This is a genomic window from Streptomyces sp. NPDC005774 (genome assembly GCF_042871645.1).
Classification (GTDB): domain Bacteria; phylum Actinomycetota; class Actinomycetes; order Streptomycetales; family Streptomycetaceae; genus Streptomyces; species Streptomyces pratens.
In genome coordinates this window covers 20,893-43,095 of the sequence record NZ_JBIAIV010000026.1, presented here as the reverse complement: position 1 = coordinate 43,095, position 22,203 = coordinate 20,893, and the positions used below count along the sequence as shown (strand labels likewise).

The following is a 22,203-nucleotide window of genomic DNA, read 5'->3' as shown; positions in this document are numbered from 1 at the left end:
TTTACGCCGAGGTGAACGGAGAACACGACGATGGGTTCCCTGGACGAGAGGGTCGCGCTGGTCACCGGCGCCGGCTCCGGAATGGGCCGGGCCTCCGCGGAGGCCCTCGCCGCGGCGGGCGCGAAGGTGCTGGTGACCGACGTGAACGGCGACACCGCCACCGCCACCGCCGCCGCGATCACCGCGGCGGGCGGCTCGGCCACCGCGGCGGTCCTGGACATCGCCGACGAGGCGTCCTGGGAGGAGGCGGTGGCAGCGGCCCGCCGCGCGTTCTCCGCGCCGGTCACCGTGCTGCACAACAACGCCGCCCTCACCGGCGGGCCCGTGATGGACCTCGACCGCGATCCGCTCCACCTGGACCTGGACGCCTGGAACACCAGCCTGTCGATCACCCTGACCGGAGCGGCACTCGGCTGCAAGCACGTGCTGCCCGGGATGCTCGAGGCGGGGAAGGGCAGCATCGTCAACATGTCCTCCACCCGCGGCGTCACCGGCGCCACCTGGCGGATGAGCTACAACACCGCCAAGGCCGGCATCATCGGGCTGACCCGCACGGTGGCGGTGCACTACGGGGCGCGGGGCGTGCGCTGCAACGCCATCGTGCCCGGGGTCTTCGACACCCCTGCCCTGCGCAGCGGCCTGCCCGCGGAGCGGCTGCGCGAGGTCGAGCGCTCGCATCTGCTGAACCGGGTCGGCCGGCCCGAGGAGATGGCACAGGCGGTGGTGTTCCTCGCCTCCGACCTCTCCAGCTTCATCACCGGCGCGGTCATCCCGGTCGACGGCGGACAGACCGCCTTCAGCGAAGGGCTGGCCCCCGCGGTCAGCCGTGGAATCGAGGACTGAGCCATGAGTAAGAGGACACTGGTCATCGGCGGTACCGGCCCGACCGGCCCGCACATCCTGCAGGGGCTGCTCGACCGGGGCCACGACGTCACCATGCTGCACCGCGGCGCCCACGAGCCGCCCGGCCTGCCCGACGTCCGGCACCTGCACGCCGACCCGCACTTCGCCGAGACGCTCCAGGAGGTCGTCGGCGGCCAGGAGTGGGACCTCGTGGTCGCGACCTACGGCCGGATGCGGGTGACCGGGGAGTTCTTCGCCGGCAAGACCGACCAGCTCGTCTGCGTCGGCGGCGTGCCGGTCTACCGGGGCTTCATCGAGCCGCAGGGCTCCAAGCCGTGGGGCATGAAGATCAACGCCCGTGAGGACAGCCCGCTCGCCGACACGGCCGAGGCGCCCGCGAAGTTCGCGATGCAGATCCTCAACGCCGAGCGCTCGGTGATGGAGCGGGCCGCGAACGGCGCCTACAAGGCGTCCTACGTCCGGTATCCGCAGATCTACGGCCCGCGCAACATCGTGCCGTGGGAGTGGGCGGTGCTGAAGCGGATCCAGGACGGCCGGAAGTACATGATCCTGCCCGACGACGGCCTCTGGCTGATCTTCCGCTGCGCCGCCCGCAACGCGGCCGCGGGCATCATGGCGATCGTCGACCAGCCCGAGCTGGCCGACGGCGAGTCCTACAACGTCGCCGACGACGACCAGTTCAGCATGCGGCAGTGGGCCGAGACGGTCGCCGGTATCTGCGGCGCGGACCTGGAGTTCATCGGCATCCCCTCCCTCATCGCGCCGTCCGCCGTCAACGAGTTCCTGGCCCCGGCCTCCCGGCCGCACATGACGGTCGACGCCTCCAAGATCCGTACCCAGCTCGGGCACAAGGACGTCATCACGGCGCACGACGCGCTGGTGGAGACCGTCGAGTGGCTGTGGGAGAACCCGCCCACCCCCGAGGTGTACCCGATGTACACCGGCAAGTTCGACTACGAGCTGGAGGACCGGCAGGTCGCCGTCTACGCCAAGGCGGTCGAGATGTGCCGGGCCGAGGCGCCCGACGAGGCCCCGCCCCTGGCCCACCCCATGCCGCACCCGAAGGTCCCGTCGCTGACCGGCGACGAGCGCGGACGCTGACCAAAGGACGAGACCGTGCCCATCCATCAGAAGCTGTCCGCGGAGGGCGTCCTCGAACTGGTTATCGACGCCCCGCCGGTCAACGCCCTCGGGATCGAGGACCTCGCCGAGTTGGCGGCCCTCGTGGAGGGCGTCGACGACCGCCCCGAGGTGCGTGCGGTGGTCCTGCGCGGCGAGGGCCGGGGCTTCATCGGGGGCGGTGACGTCAAGGAGGTCCAGCGGCTGCCCGGCTTCGAGGGCATCCTCGGGCAGGTCAACGGCTCCACCGACCTGACCGTGGCCCTGCACGAGTGCGCCGCCCCCGTGATCGCCGCCGTGCACCGCTACTGCATCGGGCTGGGCGTCCTGGTCGCCGGGGCCTGCGACATCGTGGTCGCCGACGAGGAGTGCCGTTTCGTGCTCGCCGAGGTCGACAACGGTGCCACCGGCGGCGCGGTCCAGGCGATGGGCCTGATGCCGGACAAGCGGCTGCGCCAGGCCATGCTCACCTGCGAGCCGGTCCTGGGGCGGGAGCTGGCCTCCTACGGGACCGTGGTCGCGGTGCCCGACGAGGAGTCGGTGCCGGTGGAGGCCCGGCGGCTGGCCACGGTGATCGCGTCCAAGACGCCGTCGGTGGTCCGGGCGGCCAAGAAGGCCATCAACGGCAGCGCCCGGCGGGATATCGGCCCGCTGTACCGCCAGGAGACCGCGCTGACCCTCGAACTGAACATGCGCGGTGACGCGCGCGAGGCCCGCGAGACCTTCGTGTCCGGCGAGCGCCGGGGCTACCTCTCGCGGGACACCTCTTCGTAGGGGACCGCTCGTACGGTTCCTGCCGGGCTCGTGGGGGCCGGCACCGCGGTCCGCCGCGGTGCCGGCGGTTCCCCGCGAGCTCTCGGCTTCGCGCGGGCAGTCGGTCTCCGACGGGCCCCGCCCCGCCCTGATCCGGCCCGGGGCCGCGTGGAAAAACCCCGGCCCCGGGCCGGAGCTGCACACCAGGATCCAAACACTGTATGGTTTTGTGGACGGCATCTGACAGCCGGCCCGCACGACGTCGAGCACTGGAGGAACGCCCATGCCCGCGGACAGGTCCGTGAAGTACACCCGCACCCCCTACCTCGTGGTGCAACGGGACAACTCCAACCGCAAGGACGTCTACGGCACGATCGGTGACTCGGTGGTGCTGCAGGCGCAGTTGCTCCGTGGTGAGAACCCGTCCACCACCTGCGTGGTCGCCATGCACCCGATCGGATCGCCCGGCTACCTGCCGATGTTCTCGGCGCTGGCCCGCGCCGGATTCCACGTGGTCGCCGCCGGCACCCGCTACAGCAACGGCGACGCCGCGCTGATCATGGAGAACGTCCTGCTCGACCTCGGCGCCGTGGTGAAGGACGCCAAGGAGCGCCTCGGCTACGAGCGGGTCGTCCTGGCCGGATGGAGCGGCGGCGGCTCGCTGATGATGGGCTATCAGGCCGAGGCCGAGAAGCCGGTCATCAAGCTCACCGGCGCGGGGGAGTACACCCCGCTCGCCGACACCCGGCTCACCCCGGCCGACGGGGTGATGATCCTCGCGGCGCACCGCAGCCGCCACCACCTGCTGACCGACTTCTTGGACGCCTCGATCCTGGACGAGTCGCGCCCCGACGAGCGCGACCCCCACCTGAACCTGTACTCCCCCGAGAACCCCGACCAGCCCCCGTACACAGCGGAGTTCCTGGCCGAGTACCGCGCGGCCCAGGTGGCCCGCAGCCGCCGCATCACCGCCTACGCCCAGGAGCGGCTGGCCGACCTGAAGGCGGCCGGACGCGACCAGGAGGAGCACTGCTTCGTGGTGCAGGGCACCATGGCCGACCCCCGCTGGCTGGACCTCGCCGTCGACCCCAACGACCGGGCCCCCGGCTCCTACCTGGGCGATCCCCGCCTGGTCAACGACGGCCCCTCGGCGCTGGGCCGCTTCACCACCACCCGCAGCTGGCTCTCCCAGTGGTCCTACGACACCGCACAGGTCGACGCCGTCGACGCGGCGTCCCGGGTCACCGTCCCGGTGCTCCTTCTGGAGAACTCCCGCGACGACGCGTGCCCGCCGGCCCACCCCCAGGCCATCTACGAGGGCATCGCCCACGAGAACAAGCAACTCAGCGTCATCGAGGGCGCGAACCACTACTACAGCGGTCAGAAGGAACACCTCCAGTCCGCGGTCGACCACATCGACGGCTGGCTGACGCAGAACGGGTTCGACCGATGACCGCCCGGGCGGCGTCGGCCGACGGCGGCGCGCTCGCCGGCCTGCGCGTCCTCGAGGCCGGACACATCATCAGCGGTCCCTTCTGCGCCCATCTGTTCGCCGACCACGGCGCCGAGGTCATCAAGGTCGAACCTCCGGCCGGTGACGACATGCGCCGCTGGGGCGGGCTCTACAAGGGCGTGGGGCTGTACTGGCCCATCATCGGCCGCGGCAAGAAGTCGGTCACCCTCGACCTCCGCGACGCCGAGGGGCAGGCCGCCTTCCGCGAACTGGCCCGTACGGCCGACGTGGTCATCGAGAACTTCCGTCCCGGCACCATGGAGCGTTGGGGCCTCGGCCCCGAGGACCTGCACGCCGGCAACCCGGACCTGGTCATGGTCCGCATCACCGGCTACGGGCAGACGGGTCCCCTGCGCGACCGCGCCGGATTCGGCTCCATCGCCGAGGCGATGAGCGGCTTCCGGCACCTCTCCGGTGAGCCGGACCGGCCGCCCGTGCGGGTCGGCATCTCCATCGGGGACGCCCTCGCCGGCACTCAGGGCTTCATCGGCGCGCTGCTCGCCCTGCTGTCGGGCCATCTGCGTCCAGGGCCCCGGGGCCAGGTGATCGACGTGGCGCTCTACGAGGCGACGTGGATGTACATGGAGTCGATCCTTCCCGAGTTCGTGAAACTGGGGAAGGTGCGCGGACCCTCCGGACCCCTGCTGCCGGGCATCGCGCCCTCCAGTGTCTACCCCACGTCCGACGGACGGTGGATCGTCATGGGGGCCAACAAGGACACCGTGTTCAGCCGGCTCGCCGCCGTGATGGAGCGCCCCGAGTGGGCCGCGCCGGACGGCCGTTACGCCACCCATCTGCTGCGAGGCGAGCACCAGCTCGAACTGGACGCCGAGATCGCGCGGTGGACGCGCGGGCAGACGGTCGACGAACTCCTCGGCGTGCTGGACAAGGCGGGGGTGCCGGCCGGTCGGATCTACACCGCGCCCGACATCCTCGGCGACCCGCACTACCGCGCGCGGGACATGGTCGTGGAGGTGCCCGATCCGTCGCTGGACGGCGAGAGCGTCCCGATGCCCGGTGTGGTGCCCAAGCTGAGCCGGACACCGGGCACCGTCCGGCGCGGTGCGCCGCTGCTCGGTGAGCACAACGACGAGATCCTGGGCGCGCTGCGGACGGCGTCCGCGGGCCGGAGGTGACCGTGGATCGGGCTCCCCTGGTCCTGCGCGGCACGGCCGGGAGGATCGTGGCCGACGTGCGTGAACCGGCCGCGCCCGGCGCCGGGCGCGGCCCGGTGGTGCTGCTTCACGGAGGGGGCCAGACCCGGCACTCCTGGAGCCGCGCCGCCGAGACCCTGGCGGGCGACGGCTGGACGACCGTGACCTACGACGCACGCGGGCACGGCGAGAGTGACTGGGCGGGCGACGGGGACTACTCCATCGCCCGCTACGTCGACGACCTGGAGTGCGTCCTGGACCAGGTGGGCGGGGGCCGTCCCGCCTGCCTGGCCGGCGCGTCCCTCGGCGGAATGACCGCGCTGATGGCACTGGCCAGGCGCCCCCGCCTGACCGACCGTCTGGTGCTGGTCGACATCACACCGCGGCCCCACCCGGCCGGCGTCGCACGCATCCGGCAGTTCATGACGGCGCACCTCGACGGGTTCGAGTCCCTCGCGGAGGTCGCCGATGCCGTCGCGGCCTACAACCCGGGCAGACGGCGTTCGAGTCCCGAAGGGCTGCACCGCAACGTGCGCCGCGGCGCGGACGGACGGTGGCGGTGGCACTGGGACCCGGCGATTCTGAGAAGCAACGACGGCCCGAACCCGCTGGTCCGGCCGGACGAGGCGGTCGACGCCGCGAAGTCGGTCACCGTGCCCACCCTGCTGGTCGCGGGCGGTGCCAGCGACGTCGTCCGGGAGGACGAGGTGGGCGAGTTCCTGACGGTCATGCCCACGGCCCGCGCGGTCACGCTCGACGGCGCGGGACACATGGTCGTCGGCGACCGCAACGACGCTTTTGTCGACGCCATCCGCTCCTTCCTCGACGATTGACCCCTTAACCAAAGGGTGTTAGATTAATGCTCCGTAAGGCTCCTTGTGAGTGCCCTGTCGGCCTGACGCGAAAGAGGCTCCATGAAGTTCAACCTGATGTCGCTGGGTGACCTCGTCACCGACCCCGTGACCGGTGAGCGGAGCACCAACGCGCGCCGCTACAAGATGTTTCCGGAGATGGCCGTCCTCGCCGAGTCGACCGGCTTCAACGGCATCAACATGGGCGAGCACCACGGGATCGAGTACATCTACTCGGCACCGCCCGTCGTCCTCGCCGCCATCGCGGAGCGCACCACCACCCTGCGCCTCGGCACCGCCGTCACCCTGCTCGCCAACCTGGACGGTCTGCGCATCGCCGAGGACTACGCCACGGTCGACGTGCTGTCGGACGGCCGGGTCGACGTCGTGCACGGCCGGGGCAACTTCTTCGCCTCGACCTACACTCTCTTCGGCCAGAGCCTGGACGAGTCCGCCGCCCGCTTCAAGGAGAACGCGGAGCTCGTCGACAAGCTCTGGACCGGCGAACCCCTGCACTGGTCCGGCCAGTTCCGGCCCTCGATCAACGGCGAGTCCCTGCAGCCGGCTCCGGTCCAGCCCGCCCGCGACTGCATGTGGATCGGCGGCGGCAGCTCCCTGGAGTCCGTGGAACTCGCCGCCCGCCTGGGATGGAAGCTGATGCTTCCCAGCGCCTTCGGCGACCCGTCGTTCTTCACCAAGGTCGTGGACCACTACCTCGCCAAGTGGGAGGAGTCCGGCCACGACTGGGAGCCGGAGATCGGTGCGGGCTGGCACGTCTGGGTCGGCCCCGACAGCAAGTCGGCGCGCGACCAGTGGGAACCGCGGTACGCCGCCTACCACGCCTGGATGAACGAGCTGCTCGCGCAGATCAACCCCGCCGTCCCGAAGCAGAATCAGCGTCCCTTCAACTTCGACTGGCTCACCACCAAGGGCCCGGCCATCGTCGGCAGCCCGGATGAGGTCGTCGACCGGATCTCCCGGCTGAGCGAGCAGCTCAAGGTCACCACGCATCTCGCCTACATGGACATGGGCGGCATGCCGGAGCCGGAGCTGTTCGACGCCATCGAGCTCTTCGGCAGCAAGGTGATCCCGCAGCTCGCGGACGCCTGACCCGGCCTGGCGCCCCGGCCCCGACCTGACCGTCCCACTCAGGAGAAACCCATGCCCGAGCTGTCTCCTGCCGTCGTCGTCGACACGGTGCGCACTCCCTCCGGCCGGGGCAAGCCCGGCGGCGCCCTGTCCGGCGTGCACCCGGCCGACCTGCTGGCCACGACGCTGACGGCCCTGCTCGAACGCACCGGGGTCGACCCGGCGCGGATCGACGACGTGATCGCCGGCTGTGTCGGTCAGGCCGGGGACCAGGCCACCAACGTGGCCCGGACCGCCCTGCTCACCGCCGGCTACCCGGAGTCCGTGCCGGCCACCACCGTCGACCGCCAGTGCGGATCCGCCCAGCAGGCACTGCACTTCGCCGCCCAGGGCGTGATGAGCGGTGCCTACGACGTGGTGGTCGCCGGCGGTGTGGAGTCCATGAGCAGGGTGCCGCTCGGGTTCCCGGGGCGCGACGGCAAGCCGTTCGCGCCCCTGGCGGGCCGTTACCCCGAAGGGCTGGTCGGTCAGGGAGTCTCCGCCGAGATCATCGCGGGACGCTGGAAGCTCGGCCGGCGGGAGCTGGACGAGTTCGCCGCACGCTCCCACGAACTCGCCGCGGCCCGCGCCACCGCCGGCGACTTCGCCCGGGAGATCGTGCCCGTCGGGGACGTCACCGCCGACGAGACCATCCGCCCCGGCACCACCGCCGACCAACTGGCGGGCCTGCGCCCGTCGTTCCAGGACGACGTGCTAGGGGAGCGCTTCCCGGAGATCGGGTGGCACATCACGCCCGGCAACTCCTCGCCCCTCACCGACGGGGCCTCCGCGGCCCTGGTGACGAGCGAGGCGAAGGCCGCCGAACTGGGCCTCGCACCGCGGGCGAGGCTCACCGGCTTCGCGGTGACCGGCAGCGACCCGCTGCTGATGCTCACCGGTGTCATCCCCGCCACCCAGCGCCTTCTGGCCCGGACCGGCCTGACGGTCGACGACATCGACGTCTTCGAGGTCAACGAGGCGTTCGCACCCGTACCCCTGGTGTGGGCCCGCGAACTCGGCGTCGACCTGGCGAAGGTCAACCCGCGGGGCGGAGCCATCGCCCTCGGCCACCCGATGGGCGCCTCCGGCATCCGCATCCTCGCCACCCTGATCAGCCACCTGGAGGCCACCGGCGGACGGCGCGGTGTGATCACCATGTGCGAAGGCGGCGGCATGGCCAACGCGACCCTGGTCGAGCTGGTCTGATGGCGGCCCGGGACGAGATGCCCAGGACCGGCGTCGAACAGTTCTCCCTGACCGGCAGGGTCGCCGTCGTCACCGGCGCGAGCTCCGGCCTCGGAGCGGGTTTCGCCCGCGCGCTGGCCGCCGCCGGAGCGGACGTGGTCCTCGCCGCCCGCCGGGTGGACCGCCTGCACGACATCGCCCGAGAGGTCGAGAAACACGGGGTGCGGGCACTGCCGGTGCGCTGCGACGTCGTCTCCCCGGACGACTGCGCCGAGGTCGTGGACCGGGCCGTCGCCGAACTCGGCGCGGTCGACGTGCTCGTGAACAACGCCGGTGTCGGTACGGCCGTCCCGGCCCTGCGCGAGACACCGGAGGAGTTCCGCCGCGTCGTCGAAGTGAACCTCATGGGCGCCTACTGGATGGCCCAGTCCTGCGCCCGGGTCATGCGGCCCGGGTCGAGCATCATCAACGTCGCGAGCGCGCTCGCGCTGGTCAAGCCCTTCGCCCCGCAGGCGGCCTACGTCTCCAGCAAGGCCGGCCTGGTCGGCCTCACCCGCGACCTCGCCCAGCAGTGGTCGGGCCGCAAGGGCATCCGGGTCAACGCGATCGCCCCGGGCTACTTCGCCACGGACCTGACCGACCCGATCCCGCGTCCGGCGCTCAACGACTTCCTGGAGCACAACACCACGCTGCAGCGGCTGGGCGAGCCGCACGAGCTCGACGGGGTCGTGGTGTTCCTCGCAAGCAACGCGTCGACGTACGTCACCGGCATCACGCTGCCTGTCGACGGCGGCATGTCCGGCCACTAGGAGCGCTGTTCATGAGTACTTCCCTGCAGGACCGCATGTGGGACTTCATGCGCGAGGAGGTCTTCCCGGCCGAACCGGTCTGGGCGGCCCACCTGCGCGAGCACGGCGAACACAGCTACCCGCCCGTGATGGAGAGGCTGAAGGCCTCCGCCCGCGAGCGGGGGCTGTGGAACCTCTTCCTGCCGTCGGTCTCCGGCCTGTCGAACGCCGAGTACGCCCCCATCGCCGAGATCACCGGCTGGTCCCCGGTGATCGCGCCCGAGGCGATCAACTGCCAGGCGCCCGACACCGGCAACATGGAGACGTTCGCCCTCTTCGGCACGGACGACCAGAAGAAGCGGTGGCTCGAACCCCTCCTCGCCGGAGAGATCCGCTCCGCCTTCGCGATGACCGAACCCGACGTGGCATCCTCCGACGCCACCAACATCTCCACCACGATCGAGCGGGACGGCGACTCCTACGTCATCACCGGACGCAAGTGGTGGATCACCGGCTCCGCGGACGAGCGCTGCCGGATCTTCATCGTGATGGGCAAGACCGACCCGGACGCCCCCACCCACCGGCAGCAGTCCATGGTGCTGGTGGAGCGGGACACGCCCGGACTCACCATCGAGCGGCACCTGCCGATCTTCGGCTACCAGGACCAGCACGGCCACTCCGAGCTGGTCTTCGACCAGGTGCGGGTGCCGGCCGGGAACCTCCTCGCCGCCGAGGGCGACGGGTTCACCATCGCCCAGGCCCGGCTCGGTCCCGGCCGCATCCACCACGCCATGCGCGCGCTGGGCATGGCCGAACGGGCCCTGGCCCTGATGGTCCGCCGCGCCGGGGAACGGGTGGCGTTCGGGCAGCGGCTGTCCGACAACCCGGTCGTCCAGGAGCTCATCGCCGACTCCCGCATGGACATCGACCAGGCCCGTCTGCTGGTGCAGCACACGGCCGGGCTCATCGACCGGCACGGGGCGAAGGCGGCCCGCGGAGAGATCTCCCAGATCAAGGTGGTCGCCCCGGCCGTCGCCACCCGGGTGATCGACCGGGCCATCGAGGTGTTCGGGGGCGCCGGCGTGAGCGACGACCTGCCGCTCGCCTACTTCTACGCCTGGGCGCGGGTGCTGCGGATCGTCGACGGGCCCGACGCCGTGCACCGACGTACCGTCGCCCGGCAGGAAATGCGCCGGGAGCGACCGTACGTGGGCTGAGCCGACGAGTGACCGGGAGAGAGCGATGACCCACAGCACCACCCACACCCCGCCCCCGCCGGACGCCTTCGCCGGCGCGGCGGTCCGGACGGACGGACTCGGGACGGCGGACGAACCGGCGGTCCTGGAATCGATCGAGCGCCGCGTCCGGTGGCTCGCGACGGCAATGATCGACCACGCCAACCGCGGGCGCCCCAACCCCTCCGGGCTCAAGGTCGGCGGCCACCAGGCCTCCAGCGCCTCGATCGCCGGCATCATGACCGCCCTCTGGTTCGGCCGCCTGACCGCTGAGGACCGGGTGTCGGTCAAGCCGCACGCCTCGCCGGTCCTGCACGCCGTCAACTACCTGCTGGGGCGGCTCGACCGGTCCTACCTCACCCGGCTGCGGGAGTACGGCGGACTGCAGAGCTATCCGAGCCGCACCAAGGACCCCGACCCGGTCGACTACTCGACCGGATCGGTCGGCATCGGGGCGACCGCGCCGATCTGGGGCGCGGTGGCCGGCCGCTACGTCGACGACCGCACCGGTACCCGGCGCGGCGGACGGCAGTACTCGCTCGTCGGCGACGCCGAACTGGACGAGGGCGCGGTGTGGGAGGCCGTCCTCGACCCCGCCACGGCCGGCCTCGGCGAGGTCGTCTGGATTGTGGACCTCAACAGGCAGTCGCTGGACCGCGTGGTGCCCGACATCGCCGCCGGCCGGCTGCAGCAGATGTTCGACGCGGCCGGGTGGCAGGTCCTCACCGTCAAGTACGGACGCCGGCTGCAGGCCCTCATCGGCCGGCCGGGCGGCGACGCCCTGGGGCGCCGGATCGACGAGATGCCCAACCCGGAGTACCAGCGGCTGCTGCGCTGCGACGCCGGCGAACTGCGACGCCGCCTGCCCGGCATCGGACCCGACGCCGCCGCGGTCGCCGCCGTGATCGCGGACGTCGACGACACCACCCTGGTCGAGGCGGTCCGCGACCTCGGCGGCCACGACCTGCCCGCACTCCTCGACGCCTTCGACCGGATCGACGACACGCGCCCCACCGTGATCTTCGCCTACACGGTCAAGGGCTACGGGCTGGCCAGCGCGGGACACCCGCAGAACCACGCGAACCTGCTCACCCCCGAGCAACTGCACGACCTCGCCGTGCGCACCGGGGCCGACCCGGCCGACCCGTGGGCCGCCTTCCCTGCGGACAGCGCCGAGGCCCGGCACTGCGCCGCGGTCGCGGCCCGGCTGACCCGCACGCCGCCGGAGCCCACCGCGCCCCCTGCCGTACCGGCGGACCTGGGACGCACCCCGAACGGCCGCGCGTCGACCCAGCAGGCGCTCGGACGCACCCTGCTCGACCTGACCCGGTCCGCGCCCCAGGTGGCGGCCCGCGTGGTCACGGTGGCCCCCGACGTCGCCTCCAGCACCAACCTCGGCGGATGGCTCAACAAGGCCGGCCCCTGGTCCAGCACGGCCAAGCAGGACTGGTTCGCCGACGACGCCGAAACGCTGCTGCGCTGGGCCGAACGGCCCACCGGCCAGCACATCGAACTCGGCATCGCCGAGGTCAACCTGGTCGGTCTGCTGGGCGAACTCGGCGCCACCTGGAGCCGGTGGGGACACCCGCTGTTCCCGATCGGCGTGGTCTACGACCCCTTCGTCGGCCGGGCCCTGGAACCCTGGTCGTTCGGGATGTACGCCGGCGGACAGTCGATCCTGGTCGGCACCCCGTCGGGCGTCACCCTGGGACCCGAGGGCGGCGCCCACCAGTCGATCACCACGCCCTCGATCGGCCTGGAACAGCCCGGCTGCGTCGCCTTCGAGCCGGCCTTCGCCCTGGAGGCCGAGTGGTGCCTGCTCGACGGCCTGTCCCGGCTGGGCCGCGAGGACGGCAGCTCGACGTACCTGCGGCTGTCCACCCGCCCCGTCGACCAGGCGCTGGCGCGGATACCGCAGGAGGCCGCCGCCCGGGAACGGCGCCGCCGCCAGGTGGTGGCCGGCGGCTACCGGCTGCGCACCGAGCCCGGCGCCCGGGTCGCGATCGTCGCCATGGGCGCGATGGTGACCGAGGCGGTCACGGCGGCCGAGCGTCTCGCGGCCGGTGGCCACCCCGTGGACGTCGTGGTGGCCACCAGCCCGGACCGGCTGATGCGGGCCCAGCGGGCCCGCGACGGACTGGAACCGGGGGACAGCTGGATCCTCGACCAGCTGTTCCCGCAACGTCGGCCGCAGGCCCTGGTGACCGTCCTCGACGGCCATCCGCACACCCTGGCCTTTCTGGCCGCCCACACCGGAGGACTCGGGATCCGCACACTCGGGGTGACGAGGTTCGGCGAGTCCGGCGACCTGCCGGACCTGTACGCAGCACACGGCATCGATGCCGATCACATCGTCCGCGCGGCCCTCGATCTGATCGACCGGCCCGACTGACGGGAGGAACACGCGCATGACGAACCATGAACTGCCGCCGCTGGAACGGCTTCTGGCGATCGAGGAGTGCAGACGGCTGATGGTGGAGTACGGCCGTCGGCTCGACCACGGGCGCGGCGCGTCGGCTGCCGACCTCTTCACCGAGGACGGCGCCTGGCGCTCCCCGGCGATCGACGCCGTCGGGCGGGAGGAGCTGCGTGCCTTCTTCGCCCGGCGGGACGCCCTGACCGACCGGGTGACCCGCCACGTCGTCACCAACATCGCCGTCGACGTGCTGGACGCCGACCACGCCCGCGGCGTGTCCGTCGCCGTCGAACTCCGGGACGACCAGGGTCCCGACGGCCTCGCGGTCGATACCCGTCCGGCCATCGCCGGCGACTACGAGGACGAGTTCGTACGGGTCGACGGCCGGTGGCTGTTCCGCGAGCGCCGCGTCGTCGTGGCGTTCAAACGCGAGACGGAGGCGTTCATGAGGCCCCTCCCGACCGCGGGACAGCAGTGATACCCCCGCCCGCCCCGACACGGTCCCTACCGGAGGAACCATGAGCCGTGCCTACGTCAGCGACGTCCTGCCCGCGCCGGTCGACACCGTCTGGGCGGTGCTGGGCCGCTTCGAGGACATCGCGGACTTCGTCGGGAAACTGTCCGAGGGCGGTCTCGAGGGTGAGGGGGGACCGGCCGTCGGTTCCGTACGCCGGCTCGTGCTCCGCGACGGGGGCCGGGTGGTTCGCGAGCGGCTGGTGGCCGTGGACGCCGGCGACCGGTCGTACTCCTACGACTTCCCGTCCGGGGAGAACCCGTTCCCGGTGCGCAGCTACCGGGCGACCGTCCGGGTCCGCCCGGTGACGCGCACGAACGGGACGTTCGTCGAGTGGTACGGCGAGTTCGACTGCGACGCCGGCGTCGAGGCCGAGATGCACGAGGCCTTCGCGAGCCGGTACGCGGAGTTCCTGGGGGACCTCCGCGACCACCTCGGCCTGCCTCCGGCGACGGGGGAGTAGCCGGCTCACCGGCGGACCGGTCCGGAGGACGGCGACGGCACCGCGCGTGCCGCCGCGCCTCCGGCCCGGTCCGCCGGACGGCCCTCAGTTCTGGGCCCGCCCCCGCTCGATGACCGCGTCGGCCCGGGCTGCGACGCTCTCCGGACGGAACATGCGCTCCGCCCAGGCCAGTGAGCGGGAGCTCTCGCGCCGCGCCGCCTCAGCCAGCGTGGAGGCGGCGTTGTCGCGGTAGAGCGCCAGGTACTCGGCGGCGATCTCCGGGTCGAGTTCGGCGATCTGCCGTGCCGTCTCCCGGGCCGTGGCGAGCAGGTCCTCTCCCTCCACCACCCGGTTGACCAGCCCCCAGGCGAGCGCCTCCCCTGCGCCGATCAGACGCCCGGTGAGGCTCATCTCCCGGGCCCTGCGCACGCCGACGGCCTGGGGCAACAGGTAGGACAGTCCCCAGCCGGGCAGCACACCGACCCGGGCATGGGTGTCGCCGAAGCGGGCTGCCGGTGAGGCGATGACGAAGTCGCAGTGCAGCACGATCTCCAGACCGCCGGTGACCGCCGGACCGTTCACCGCGGCGATGACCGGTTTGGCCGGACGGTGCCAGGGCGCGTTGTCGCCGGCCGAGGGGCCCGCGGAGCGCATGTTGTCCCCGGTCTCGCCCAGTTCGCGCAGGTCGAGTCCAGCGCAGAAGGCCTGTCCCGCGCCGGTCAGCACCACCGCGCGCACCCGCGTGTCGTCGGTGAGCCGGGCCATGGTGGCGCTCAGTTCCCGGATCAGCCGGGAGGTCAGCGCGTTGCGCCGCAGCGGGCGGTTGAGCGTGACCGTGGCAACCGCCCCGTCGTGTTCGACCAGGACACAGTCAGAGGGGTTCGTGGAGGACACACCGGACTCCTAACGGTGATGGGTTTTTCGACCCTCAGGGTGACAGGCGTCACCCGGTCACACCAGAGCCAATCGCTGTTAGATTAGCCCGGCCCGATCACCGAGGAGGATCCGTGACCGACGACCGCAGGCAGCGACACCTCGTGGACCTTGACAACCGCAGGCCGGAGCTGGCCGACGAACTGTTCGGGACACTCGCGGACATGCAGGCACGGTGTCCCGTGGCCTGGAGCGAGGCGTCCGGCGGCTTCTGGGCCCTGCTCAAGCACGCCGACATCGTGACCGCCTCGGCGGACTGGGAGACGTTCACCGTCACCGAGGGCATCATGATCCCGCCGACCGGCAAGTCCATGCCGGTGATTCCGGCGGAGCTGGACCCGCCCCGCCACGGCGCCTTCCGTAAACTGGTCCTTCCGCACTTCACCCCCAAGGCGCTCGGCCCCTGGGAGGACGGCATCCGCCGGATCGTCGCGGACGGCTTCGCGCCGCTCGCGGAGCGGGGCCGCGCCGACCTGGTCACCGGGTTCGCCCGCCCCGTGCCGGTCCTGGTGATCTGCAAGATCCTCGGCATCCGGTCGGACTGGGAGCGCATCCACTCCCTCGGCGAGGAGTTCATGGAGGCGTTCGCCGACACCGACCACCCCGAACGGGGCAGGGCCGCGGCCCAGCGGCTGGAGGCCTTCCTGGCGGAGGAGATCGCCGCCCGGCGAGGCCGGCCGGCCGAGGACCTGCTCGGTCACCTGGTCAACGCCGAGATCGAGGGCGAGACCGTCTCGGACGTCGAGGCGCTCGGCCTGGTGCAGCTCCTGGTCGTCGCCGGCCACGGCACCACGGTCGACGGCATCGGGACGATGATCTACCGCCTCATCACCGAACCGGGCGTCCGCGACCGGCTGCTCGCCGACCGCTCTCTGGTGCCGAAGATGATCGAGGAGTGCCTGCGGCTGCACCCGCCGGTGTGGAACATGGCCCGGACCGTACGGCGTGAAACCATCCTGCGCGACGCCGAACTGTGCCCCGGCGAGAAGGTGATGCTGGCCTTCGGGGCGGCGAACCACGACCCCGACAAGTTCGACGACCCCTTCGCCTTCGACCTCGACCGGCCCGGCCTGACCCAGCACCTCACCTTCGGCAGCGGCAGGCACCGGTGCCTGGGGGAGGGCCTGGCCAGGCTGGAGCTGCGGACGGTCCTGGAGTACGTCCTGGACGAGCTTCCGGCCCTCGAACTCGACGGCCCCGTGGTCTGGGGCGGCCACACCAACTCCCACGGGCTGCGCAGCCTTCCGGTGCGCTTCGCGGCCGACGGCGAGCCCGCGACCGTACGGATGCAGCAGGACGGCGATGTCTGAGACGGGGGAGCGGCTGACGGGTTTCGGTTTCGCGACCACCACCGACGAGGTCGTCGACGGCGTCGACCTCACCGGCCGCACGGCGATCGTGACCGGTGCCACCTCGGGCCTCGGCGTCGAGACCGCGCGCGCCCTCGCCGTGACGGGGGCCCGGGTCGTCCTCGCCGCCCGCCGCACCGGCGCCGCGGCCCGGATCGCCACGGAGCTGACGGAGCGCACCGGCAACGACCTGATCGAGGCCCGCGAGCTGGACCTCGCCGACCCGCGCTCGGTGCGCCGGTTCACCGACGCGTGGACCGGACCGGTGCACGTGCTCGTGAACAACGCCGGGATCATGGCGCTGCCCGAGCTGGAGCGCACGCCGTACGGCTGGGAGCAGCAGCTCGCCACCAACTTCCTCGGTCACTTCGCCCTGGTGCGGGGCCTGGAGGGGCCGCTGGCGGAGGCGTCGGGCGCCCGCGTGGTGTGTCTCAGCTCCGCCGCGCACCTGCGCTCGCCGGTCGTCTTCGACGACCTGCACTTCCGCTTCCGCCCCTACGACCCGTGGCTGGCGTACGCGCAGTCGAAGACCGCCGACGTGCTGCTCGCCGTCGGGATCACCCGCCGCTGGGGCGGCCGAGGTGTGCAGGCCAACGCCGCTCACCCCGGCATCGTCCACACCGCACTGCAGCGGCACATCCGGTGGGACACGGAGGGGCTGCCCGTGAAGTCCGTCGAGCAGGGCGCCGCGACGTCGGTCCTGCTTGCGACTGCGCCTGAACTCACGCACGCGGGAGGCGGTTACTACCAGGACTGCCGGCCGGCCGCCGTCGTCGCGGAACGCCGCCCGGACTACTCGGGGGGCGTGGCGCCCTATGCCCTGGACCCGGCCGCCGCCGAGCGGCTCTGGGAGACCGCGACGGCCGCACTGGCCCCCTGATGTCCGCTGATCACCCGTCCCCCGTGGCGACGGGTGATCCTCCCTCACAATAATCCAACGATGTTTGATACGGTAGGGCGCCACGCACACGCCCACCCCTCGATGAGAGGAGCCGCCATGCAGGTGCGCGTCACCGCCGAGGGGATCGACATCCTCGGCCCCGCCCTGCTGACCGCGCTGTCGGTCGTCACCGAACTCGATGCCCGTACCGCGGCACGGGCGCTGGCGGCCGACGGCCTGGCCCGCGACACCGACGAGCGGGACCCCGCACACGTGTGGCTCGACGTCGCCGAACTCGGGCGCCGCGCCCACCCGTCCGGCGACGACCGGTGGCGCACCCGCTACGACGAGATGATCGCGTACGCCGCGAGCAAGGGCTGGACCGACAACACCCGCTCGGTGGTCCGAGCCCATCTGGAGGCACCCCGATGAGCACACGAGTGACCGAACTGGACCGGGTGGTGATCCGGTTCGCCGGCGACTCCGGCGACGGCATGCAACTGGTGGGGGACCGGTTCACCCAGGACGCGGCCGTCTTCGGCAACGACCTGTCCACGCTGCCGAACTTCCCGGCCGAGATCCGCGCACCGCAGGGCACCATCCCGGGCGTGAGCAGCTTCCAACTGCACTTCGCCGACCACGACATCCTGACTCCCGGCGACCGGCCCGACGTCCTGGTGGCGATGAACCCGGCGGCGCTCCGGGCCAACGTCGGGGACCTGCGGCCGGGAGCGACGGTGATCGTCGACACGCACGACTTCACGGCACGGAACCTGGCCAAGGCCGGTTACTCCGCCAGTCCGTTGGAGGACGACTCGCTGGCCGACTTTGCCGTCCACGCACTCGACCTGACCGGGATGACCGTGGCGGCGGTCAAGGAGTTCGGGCTCTCCCGCAAGGACGCGGCCCGTGCCAAGAACATGTTCGCGCTGGGCCTGCTGTCCTGGCTGTACGGCCGCGAGGTCGACGGCACGGTCGCCCACCTCGGGACCAAGTTCGCGAAGAAGCCCGCGATCCGCGACGCCAACGTCACCGCACTGCGCGCGGGCTGGAACTTCGGCGAGACCACTGAGACGTTCGCCGTCTCCTACCGGGTCAAACCCGCTGCCGTGGCCCCCGGCCGCTACCGGAACATCACCGGCAACACCGCCCTGTCCTACGGCATCGTGGCCGCCGGACGCCTCTCGGGGCTCCCGGTGTTCCTCGGGGCGTACCCCATCACACCGGCCTCCGACATCCTCCACGAACTGAGCAGACACAAGAACTTCGACGTCACCGCCTTCCAGGCAGAGGACGAGATCGCCGCCATCGGCGCGGCCCTGGGAGCGTCCTACGCCGGCCATCTCGGCGTCACCACGACGTCCGGGCCGGGCGTGGCGCTCAAGGCCGAGACCATCGGCCTGGCGGTGATGCTCGAGGTGCCGTTGGTGATCGTCGACGTCCAGCGCGGCGGACCGTCGACCGGCCTGCCGACCAAGACCGAGCAGGCGGACCTGTTGCAGGCGATGTACGGACGCAACGGCGAGGCACCGCTGCCGGTGGTCGCGGCACAGTCCCCCGCGGACTGTTTCGACGCCGCCGTCGAAGCGGCACGCATCGCCGTCACCCACCGCACCCCCGTGATGCTGCTCTCCGACGGCTACCTCGCCAACGGCTCCGAGCCGTGGCGACTCCCGGACGTGGCGTCGATGCCCCGCATCGAGCCGAACTTCGCGACCTCACCGGCCGAGGGGCAGCGCTTCCTGCCCTACACCCGAGACCCCGAGACCCTGGCCCGGCCCTGGGCACCGCCCGGCGTCGCCGGCCTGGAGCACCGTATCGGCGGCATCGAGAAGAAGGACGGCTCCGGGGACATCTCCTACGACCCCGACAACCACGACCTCATGGTCCGCACCCGGCAGGCCAAGGTCGACGCGGTGGCCCGGTCGATCCCCGCCGTCGCCGTGGACGACCCGGGCGGCCGGGCCCGCGTGCTGGTCATCGGCTGGGGCTCGACGTACGGTCCGATCGGCGCCGCCGTACGCCGGGTGCGCCGCCGCGGACTCGACATCGCCCAGGTGCACCTGCGCCATCTCAACCCGTTCCCGGCGGACCTGGGTGACGTCCTGGCGGCCTACGACCGCGTGGTGTGCCCGGAGATGAACCTGGGCCAGCTCGCCACTCTGCTGCGTGACCGCTATCTGGTCGACGTACGCCGCCTCACCACCGTGCGCGGCATGCCGTTCGGCGCAGAGCAGCTCGAGCACGAGCTGCTGTCCCATCTCACCGAGATCTCGCAGGAGGCCTCATGACGGTCACCGACCTCCCTGTCCCCGTGGTCGGGGACGGGGACAGCGGTACGGCACTGGTGCCCGCTGCCGACGGCCCCCAGACCGGCAAGGACTTCACCAGCGACCAGGAGGTCCGCTGGTGCCCCGGCTGCGGCGACTACGTGGTGCTCAAGGCCGTCCAGGGCTTCCTGCCCGGTCTGGGCCTGCGCCGCGAGAACATCGTCTTCGTCTCCGGCATCGGCTGCTCCTCGAGGTTCCCCTACTACCTCGACACCTACGGGATGCACTCCATCCACGGCCGTGCTCCCGCCATCGCCACCGGCATCGCCACCGCCCGCGAGGACCTCTCGGTGTGGGTCGTCACCGGCGACGGAGACGCCCTGTCCATCGGCGGCAACCACCTCATCCACGCCCTGCGCCGCAACGTCAACATGACGATCCTGCTGTTCAACAACCGCATCTACGGGCTCACCAAGGGCCAGTACTCGCCCACCAGCGAAACCGGCAAGATCACCAAGTCCACTCCGGTGGGTTCGGTCGACCATCCCTTCAACCCGGTCTCCCTCGCCCTGGGGGCCGAGGGCACTTTCGTGGCGCGCACCGTCGACTCCGACCGCAAACACCTCACCTCGGTGCTGTCGGCCGCGGCCGCCCATCGCGGCACCTCGTTCGTGGAGATCTACCAGAACTGCCCGATCTTCAACGACGGTGCCTACGACGTCCTGAAGGACCGCGACTCCGCCGCCGACGCGATCATTCCGCTCGTGCACGGCGAACCGGTCCGCTTCGGCGTACCCGCCGAGGACGGGCAGGGACGGCTCGGCGTCTTCCGCCGGCCCACCGGCGAGGTGCACGTCGACCACGTCACGCCCGCGAACGCGGGACAGGTCGTGGTCCACGACGCGCACGCCGAGGATCCGACCGTGGCGTTCGCACTCTCGCGACTGACCGCCACGGGCGAGATGACCCGCGCCCCGATCGGCATCTTCCGTCAGGTGCAGCGCCCGACGTACGACGACCAGGCCCGTGCCCAGGGGAGGGCCGACCGCGAGCAAAGAGGCGACGGCGACCTCCAGGCCCTCATCGAGGGCCCCGACACCTGGGAGGTGCCGTGACCTGTCACCCACTCACCAAGGCGTCCGGGTGACGCCGTAGCGGGCGCACGAGGCCCCCGCAGGCCGACCCTCCAGGTCGGCCTGCGGGGGCCTCGTGCGCGCCGGATCAGGGGACGCGGCCGGATGGGGCCACGTCCCCTGATCCGGCCAGTGCCGTGTCGCGCGTGGAGCTCTCGATCAGCCGCCCGCGGGGGGCTGGGACGAAGAGGGCCGCGATACTGCCGAGCGCGAGAGCCACGCCCAGCGTCGCGAAGCCCAGAGTGTAGGCCGACTCCGGTGGATGTCCCGTCGCAGAGACCCGGGTCGTCACGATGGCGCCCATGACCGCCGCCCCGAGTGAACCGCCGATCGTGCGGATGTTGGCGTTCATCCCGCTTGCCACGCCGGTCTGTTCGGGAGGGACGGCACTGACCACCACGCCCGCGACGGTGGCGAACACGAGCCCGAGGCCGACCCCGAGGAACGTGGCCGCGACGCACGTCTGCCACGGGGTGGCATGGAAGCCGGCCAGACCGAGGAACGACAGGGAGCCCAGGGCGGACCCGGAGACGGTCACCGCCCGGGACCCGAAGCGCCGGACGAGCGGGGAGGTCGCGAAGCCCACGACGAACATGGCCAGGGCGGAAGGGAGCATGAGGCGCCCCGACTCCGAGATCGTGCTCCCGAACCCGTAGCCCGCCTCGGGCGGGGTCTGCATGAGCTGGGGCAGGAACGCGAAGCCCGCGAACATCCCGAATCCGAGCAGGGCCGACACGCAGTTGGACGACCACACCCCGCGTCGCCGCATCATCGCCATGTCGATCATCGGTACCGGAACGCGCGTCTCGGTCCAGATCCAGCCGGCCCCCGCCAGCACCGAGAGCGCCACCAGCCCGAGGATGCCGGGCGTGACCCAGCCCCGGACGTTGCCCTCACTCAGCGCGACCAGGAGGGCCACGAGTGCCACCGACAGCAGGAGCGCCGGGAACAGGGGCAGACCCTGGGGGCCGCGCACCGGGGAGTCGGGGATCACGACGCGAGCCGCGAGCGCCGCGAGCGCCGTCGTGATCGTCGGCAGCCAGAACAGCCAGGGATATCCGAGTACATCGATGACGGGTCCGGCGGCGATGATGCCCGCACCGTAGCCGAGTGCGCCGATGGCGGCGAGCACGCTCACCGCCCGGGAGACCCGCGCCTCGCCGTACAGGTCGCGGATGATTCCGAAGGCCAGCGGCATGACTCCGCCGCCGGCCCCCTGGATCACTCGGGCCGCGATGAGCCACCCGACGGACGGTGCGAGCGCCGCGAGTGCGGACCCGACGGTCAGCGCGGCCAGGGTCACCACCAGCATGCGGCGCTTGCCCACCATGTCACCCACGCGTCCGAGCACCGGAGTCAGGATCGAGGCGGAGAGCAGGTAGGCCGTGAGGACCCAGACGACCGTCCGCTGATCGGTGTGGAACGTGTGCTCGATGTGGGTGAGCACGGGGACCAGGAGGGACTGCAGTGACGAGAACGCCACAGCCGAGAGGGTGAGGACCAGGAACGACATGCGTCGGCGTCCGCGTCCGGTGTCCGTCACGTACGGGCCTCCCCGCCTGGGATGCGCGACCGGACGCTCCGGCCCACCTCATGCTACGCTAAACCAAACGTCAATAGGTATAATCGGCCGTCCGTGGAAGTGCCGATCACGTCACACCCGGCCCGGCCCACCC

At 71.7% G+C, this 22,203-nt stretch carries 20 protein-coding genes; 18 read left to right on the top strand and 2 right to left on the bottom strand.

The window, feature by feature from the left end:
* Positions 1-30 precede the first annotated feature (30 nt).
* The 13 genes from ACFYQA_RS22970 (at position 31) to ACFYQA_RS22910 (ending at position 13,983) form a co-directional block, all read left to right on the top strand.
* Positions 31-843 carry an SDR family NAD(P)-dependent oxidoreductase gene (locus ACFYQA_RS22970; RefSeq protein ID WP_388920816.1) on the top strand — a complete coding sequence of 271 codons (813 nt, stop codon included), beginning with the start codon at positions 31-33 and terminating at the stop codon, positions 841-843.
* Positions 844-846: 3 nt separating this feature from the next.
* On the top strand, positions 847-1,965 hold the full coding sequence (locus ACFYQA_RS22965) for a hypothetical protein (protein WP_388920813.1): 1,119 nt from the start codon (positions 847-849) through the stop codon (positions 1,963-1,965).
* 15 nt (positions 1,966-1,980) lie between these two features.
* On the top strand, positions 1,981-2,757 hold the full coding sequence (locus ACFYQA_RS22960) for an enoyl-CoA hydratase-related protein (protein WP_388920811.1): 777 nt from the start codon (positions 1,981-1,983) through the stop codon (positions 2,755-2,757).
* A 262-nt stretch (positions 2,758-3,019) separates the two neighbouring features.
* Positions 3,020-4,189 carry a hypothetical protein gene (locus ACFYQA_RS22955; RefSeq protein ID WP_388920809.1) on the top strand — a complete coding sequence of 390 codons (1,170 nt, stop codon included), beginning with the start codon at positions 3,020-3,022 and terminating at the stop codon, positions 4,187-4,189.
* The gene (locus ACFYQA_RS22950) at positions 4,186-5,385 is read left to right on the top strand and encodes a CaiB/BaiF CoA transferase family protein (RefSeq protein ID WP_388920807.1); all 1,200 of its coding nucleotides are present in this window, start codon (positions 4,186-4,188) and stop codon (positions 5,383-5,385) included. The genes ACFYQA_RS22955 and ACFYQA_RS22950 overlap by 4 nt, the downstream gene beginning before the upstream one ends.
* A gap of 2 nt (positions 5,386-5,387) precedes the next feature.
* Positions 5,388-6,236 (top strand): alpha/beta fold hydrolase, encoded by an 849-nt coding sequence (locus tag ACFYQA_RS22945; RefSeq protein WP_388920805.1) that lies wholly within the window; start codon positions 5,388-5,390, stop codon positions 6,234-6,236.
* Positions 6,237-6,317: 81 nt separating this feature from the next.
* Positions 6,318-7,364 (top strand): LLM class flavin-dependent oxidoreductase, encoded by a 1,047-nt coding sequence (locus tag ACFYQA_RS22940; RefSeq protein ID WP_388920803.1) that lies wholly within the window; start codon positions 6,318-6,320, stop codon positions 7,362-7,364.
* A gap of 60 nt (positions 7,365-7,424) precedes the next feature.
* Positions 7,425-8,588, top strand: a complete 1,164-nt coding sequence (locus ACFYQA_RS22935) for a thiolase family protein (protein ID WP_388920962.1) — start codon at positions 7,425-7,427, stop codon at positions 8,586-8,588.
* Positions 8,588-9,376: an SDR family NAD(P)-dependent oxidoreductase gene (locus ACFYQA_RS22930; RefSeq protein WP_388920800.1), complete on the top strand. Its 789-nt coding sequence runs from the start codon at positions 8,588-8,590 to the stop codon at positions 9,374-9,376. Before ACFYQA_RS22935 ends, ACFYQA_RS22930 begins: the two co-directional genes overlap by 1 nt.
* Before the next feature lie 11 nt (positions 9,377-9,387).
* The gene (locus ACFYQA_RS22925) at positions 9,388-10,572 is read left to right on the top strand and encodes an acyl-CoA dehydrogenase family protein (protein ID WP_388920798.1); all 1,185 of its coding nucleotides are present in this window, start codon (positions 9,388-9,390) and stop codon (positions 10,570-10,572) included.
* Positions 10,573-10,738: 166 nt separating this feature from the next.
* Positions 10,739-12,982 (top strand): pyruvate dehydrogenase, encoded by a 2,244-nt coding sequence (locus tag ACFYQA_RS22920; RefSeq protein ID WP_388920959.1) that lies wholly within the window; start codon positions 10,739-10,741, stop codon positions 12,980-12,982.
* 16 nt (positions 12,983-12,998) lie between these two features.
* The gene (locus ACFYQA_RS22915) at positions 12,999-13,484 is read left to right on the top strand and encodes a nuclear transport factor 2 family protein (protein WP_388920795.1); all 486 of its coding nucleotides are present in this window, start codon (positions 12,999-13,001) and stop codon (positions 13,482-13,484) included.
* Positions 13,485-13,524: 40 nt separating this feature from the next.
* Positions 13,525-13,983, top strand: coding sequence for an SRPBCC family protein (locus tag ACFYQA_RS22910; protein ID WP_388920792.1), 459 nt, complete (start codon positions 13,525-13,527; stop codon positions 13,981-13,983).
* Positions 13,984-14,067: 84 nt separating this feature from the next.
* On the opposite strand, the gene ACFYQA_RS22905 is transcribed toward ACFYQA_RS22910, so the two are convergent.
* The gene (locus tag ACFYQA_RS22905; RefSeq protein WP_388920789.1) at positions 14,068-14,856 is read right to left on the bottom strand and encodes an enoyl-CoA hydratase; all 789 of its coding nucleotides are present in this window, start codon (positions 14,854-14,856) and stop codon (positions 14,068-14,070) included.
* A gap of 113 nt (positions 14,857-14,969) precedes the next feature.
* On the opposite strand from ACFYQA_RS22905, the gene ACFYQA_RS22900 reads away from it, so the two are divergent.
* The 5 genes from ACFYQA_RS22900 to ACFYQA_RS22880 all read left to right on the top strand — a co-directional run bounded on the left by ACFYQA_RS22900 (position 14,970) and on the right by ACFYQA_RS22880 (position 20,509).
* Complete coding sequence (locus ACFYQA_RS22900) at positions 14,970-16,205, top strand: cytochrome P450 (RefSeq protein ID WP_388920786.1); 1,236 nt, start codon at positions 14,970-14,972, stop codon at positions 16,203-16,205.
* Positions 16,198-17,124, top strand: a complete 927-nt coding sequence (locus ACFYQA_RS22895) for an SDR family NAD(P)-dependent oxidoreductase (protein ID WP_388920783.1) — start codon at positions 16,198-16,200, stop codon at positions 17,122-17,124. Before ACFYQA_RS22900 ends, ACFYQA_RS22895 begins: the two co-directional genes overlap by 8 nt.
* Positions 17,125-17,241: 117 nt before the next feature.
* A complete protein-coding gene (locus ACFYQA_RS22890; protein WP_388920780.1) occupies positions 17,242-17,556 on the top strand; it encodes a hypothetical protein in 315 nt (104 codons plus the stop codon).
* Entirely contained in the window at positions 17,553-19,415 is a 1,863-nt protein-coding gene (locus ACFYQA_RS22885; RefSeq protein WP_388920777.1) for a 2-oxoacid:acceptor oxidoreductase subunit alpha, read from the top strand. The genes ACFYQA_RS22890 and ACFYQA_RS22885 overlap by 4 nt, the downstream gene beginning before the upstream one ends.
* Positions 19,412-20,509 (top strand): 2-oxoacid:ferredoxin oxidoreductase subunit beta, encoded by a 1,098-nt coding sequence (locus ACFYQA_RS22880; RefSeq protein ID WP_388920774.1) that lies wholly within the window; start codon positions 19,412-19,414, stop codon positions 20,507-20,509. Before ACFYQA_RS22885 ends, ACFYQA_RS22880 begins: the two co-directional genes overlap by 4 nt.
* A 106-nt stretch (positions 20,510-20,615) precedes the next feature.
* Here ACFYQA_RS22880 and ACFYQA_RS22875 read toward each other — a convergent pair whose 3' ends face one another.
* Positions 20,616-22,070 (bottom strand): MFS transporter, encoded by a 1,455-nt coding sequence (locus ACFYQA_RS22875; RefSeq protein WP_388920771.1) that lies wholly within the window; start codon positions 22,068-22,070, stop codon positions 20,616-20,618.
* Between the last annotated feature and the right edge of the window lie 133 nt (positions 22,071-22,203).

What these genes read in the sequence shown, in the direction of transcription:
- ACFYQA_RS22970 (WP_388920816.1), top strand. Translation starts at nt 31, where the DNA reads ATGGGTTCCCTGGACGAGAGGGTCGCGCTGGTCACCGGCGCCGGCTCC.
- ACFYQA_RS22965 (WP_388920813.1), top strand. Translation starts at nt 847, where the DNA reads ATGAGTAAGAGGACACTGGTCATCGGCGGTACCGGCCCGACCGGCCCG.
- ACFYQA_RS22955 (WP_388920809.1), top strand. Translation starts at nt 3,020, where the DNA reads ATGCCCGCGGACAGGTCCGTGAAGTACACCCGCACCCCCTACCTCGTG.
- ACFYQA_RS22950 (WP_388920807.1), top strand. Translation starts at nt 4,186, where the DNA reads ATGACCGCCCGGGCGGCGTCGGCCGACGGCGGCGCGCTCGCCGGCCTG.
- ACFYQA_RS22940 (WP_388920803.1), top strand. Translation starts at nt 6,318, where the DNA reads ATGAAGTTCAACCTGATGTCGCTGGGTGACCTCGTCACCGACCCCGTG.
- ACFYQA_RS22930 (WP_388920800.1), top strand. Translation starts at nt 8,588, where the DNA reads ATGGCGGCCCGGGACGAGATGCCCAGGACCGGCGTCGAACAGTTCTCC.
- ACFYQA_RS22925 (WP_388920798.1), top strand. Translation starts at nt 9,388, where the DNA reads ATGAGTACTTCCCTGCAGGACCGCATGTGGGACTTCATGCGCGAGGAG.
- ACFYQA_RS22920 (WP_388920959.1), top strand. Translation starts at nt 10,739, where the DNA reads ATGATCGACCACGCCAACCGCGGGCGCCCCAACCCCTCCGGGCTCAAG.
- ACFYQA_RS22915 (WP_388920795.1), top strand. Translation starts at nt 12,999, where the DNA reads ATGACGAACCATGAACTGCCGCCGCTGGAACGGCTTCTGGCGATCGAG.
- ACFYQA_RS22910 (WP_388920792.1), top strand. Translation starts at nt 13,525, where the DNA reads ATGAGCCGTGCCTACGTCAGCGACGTCCTGCCCGCGCCGGTCGACACC.
- ACFYQA_RS22895 (WP_388920783.1), top strand. Translation starts at nt 16,198, where the DNA reads ATGTCTGAGACGGGGGAGCGGCTGACGGGTTTCGGTTTCGCGACCACC.
- ACFYQA_RS22890 (WP_388920780.1), top strand. Translation starts at nt 17,242, where the DNA reads ATGCAGGTGCGCGTCACCGCCGAGGGGATCGACATCCTCGGCCCCGCC.
- ACFYQA_RS22885 (WP_388920777.1), top strand. Translation starts at nt 17,553, where the DNA reads ATGAGCACACGAGTGACCGAACTGGACCGGGTGGTGATCCGGTTCGCC.
- ACFYQA_RS22880 (WP_388920774.1), top strand. Translation starts at nt 19,412, where the DNA reads ATGACGGTCACCGACCTCCCTGTCCCCGTGGTCGGGGACGGGGACAGC.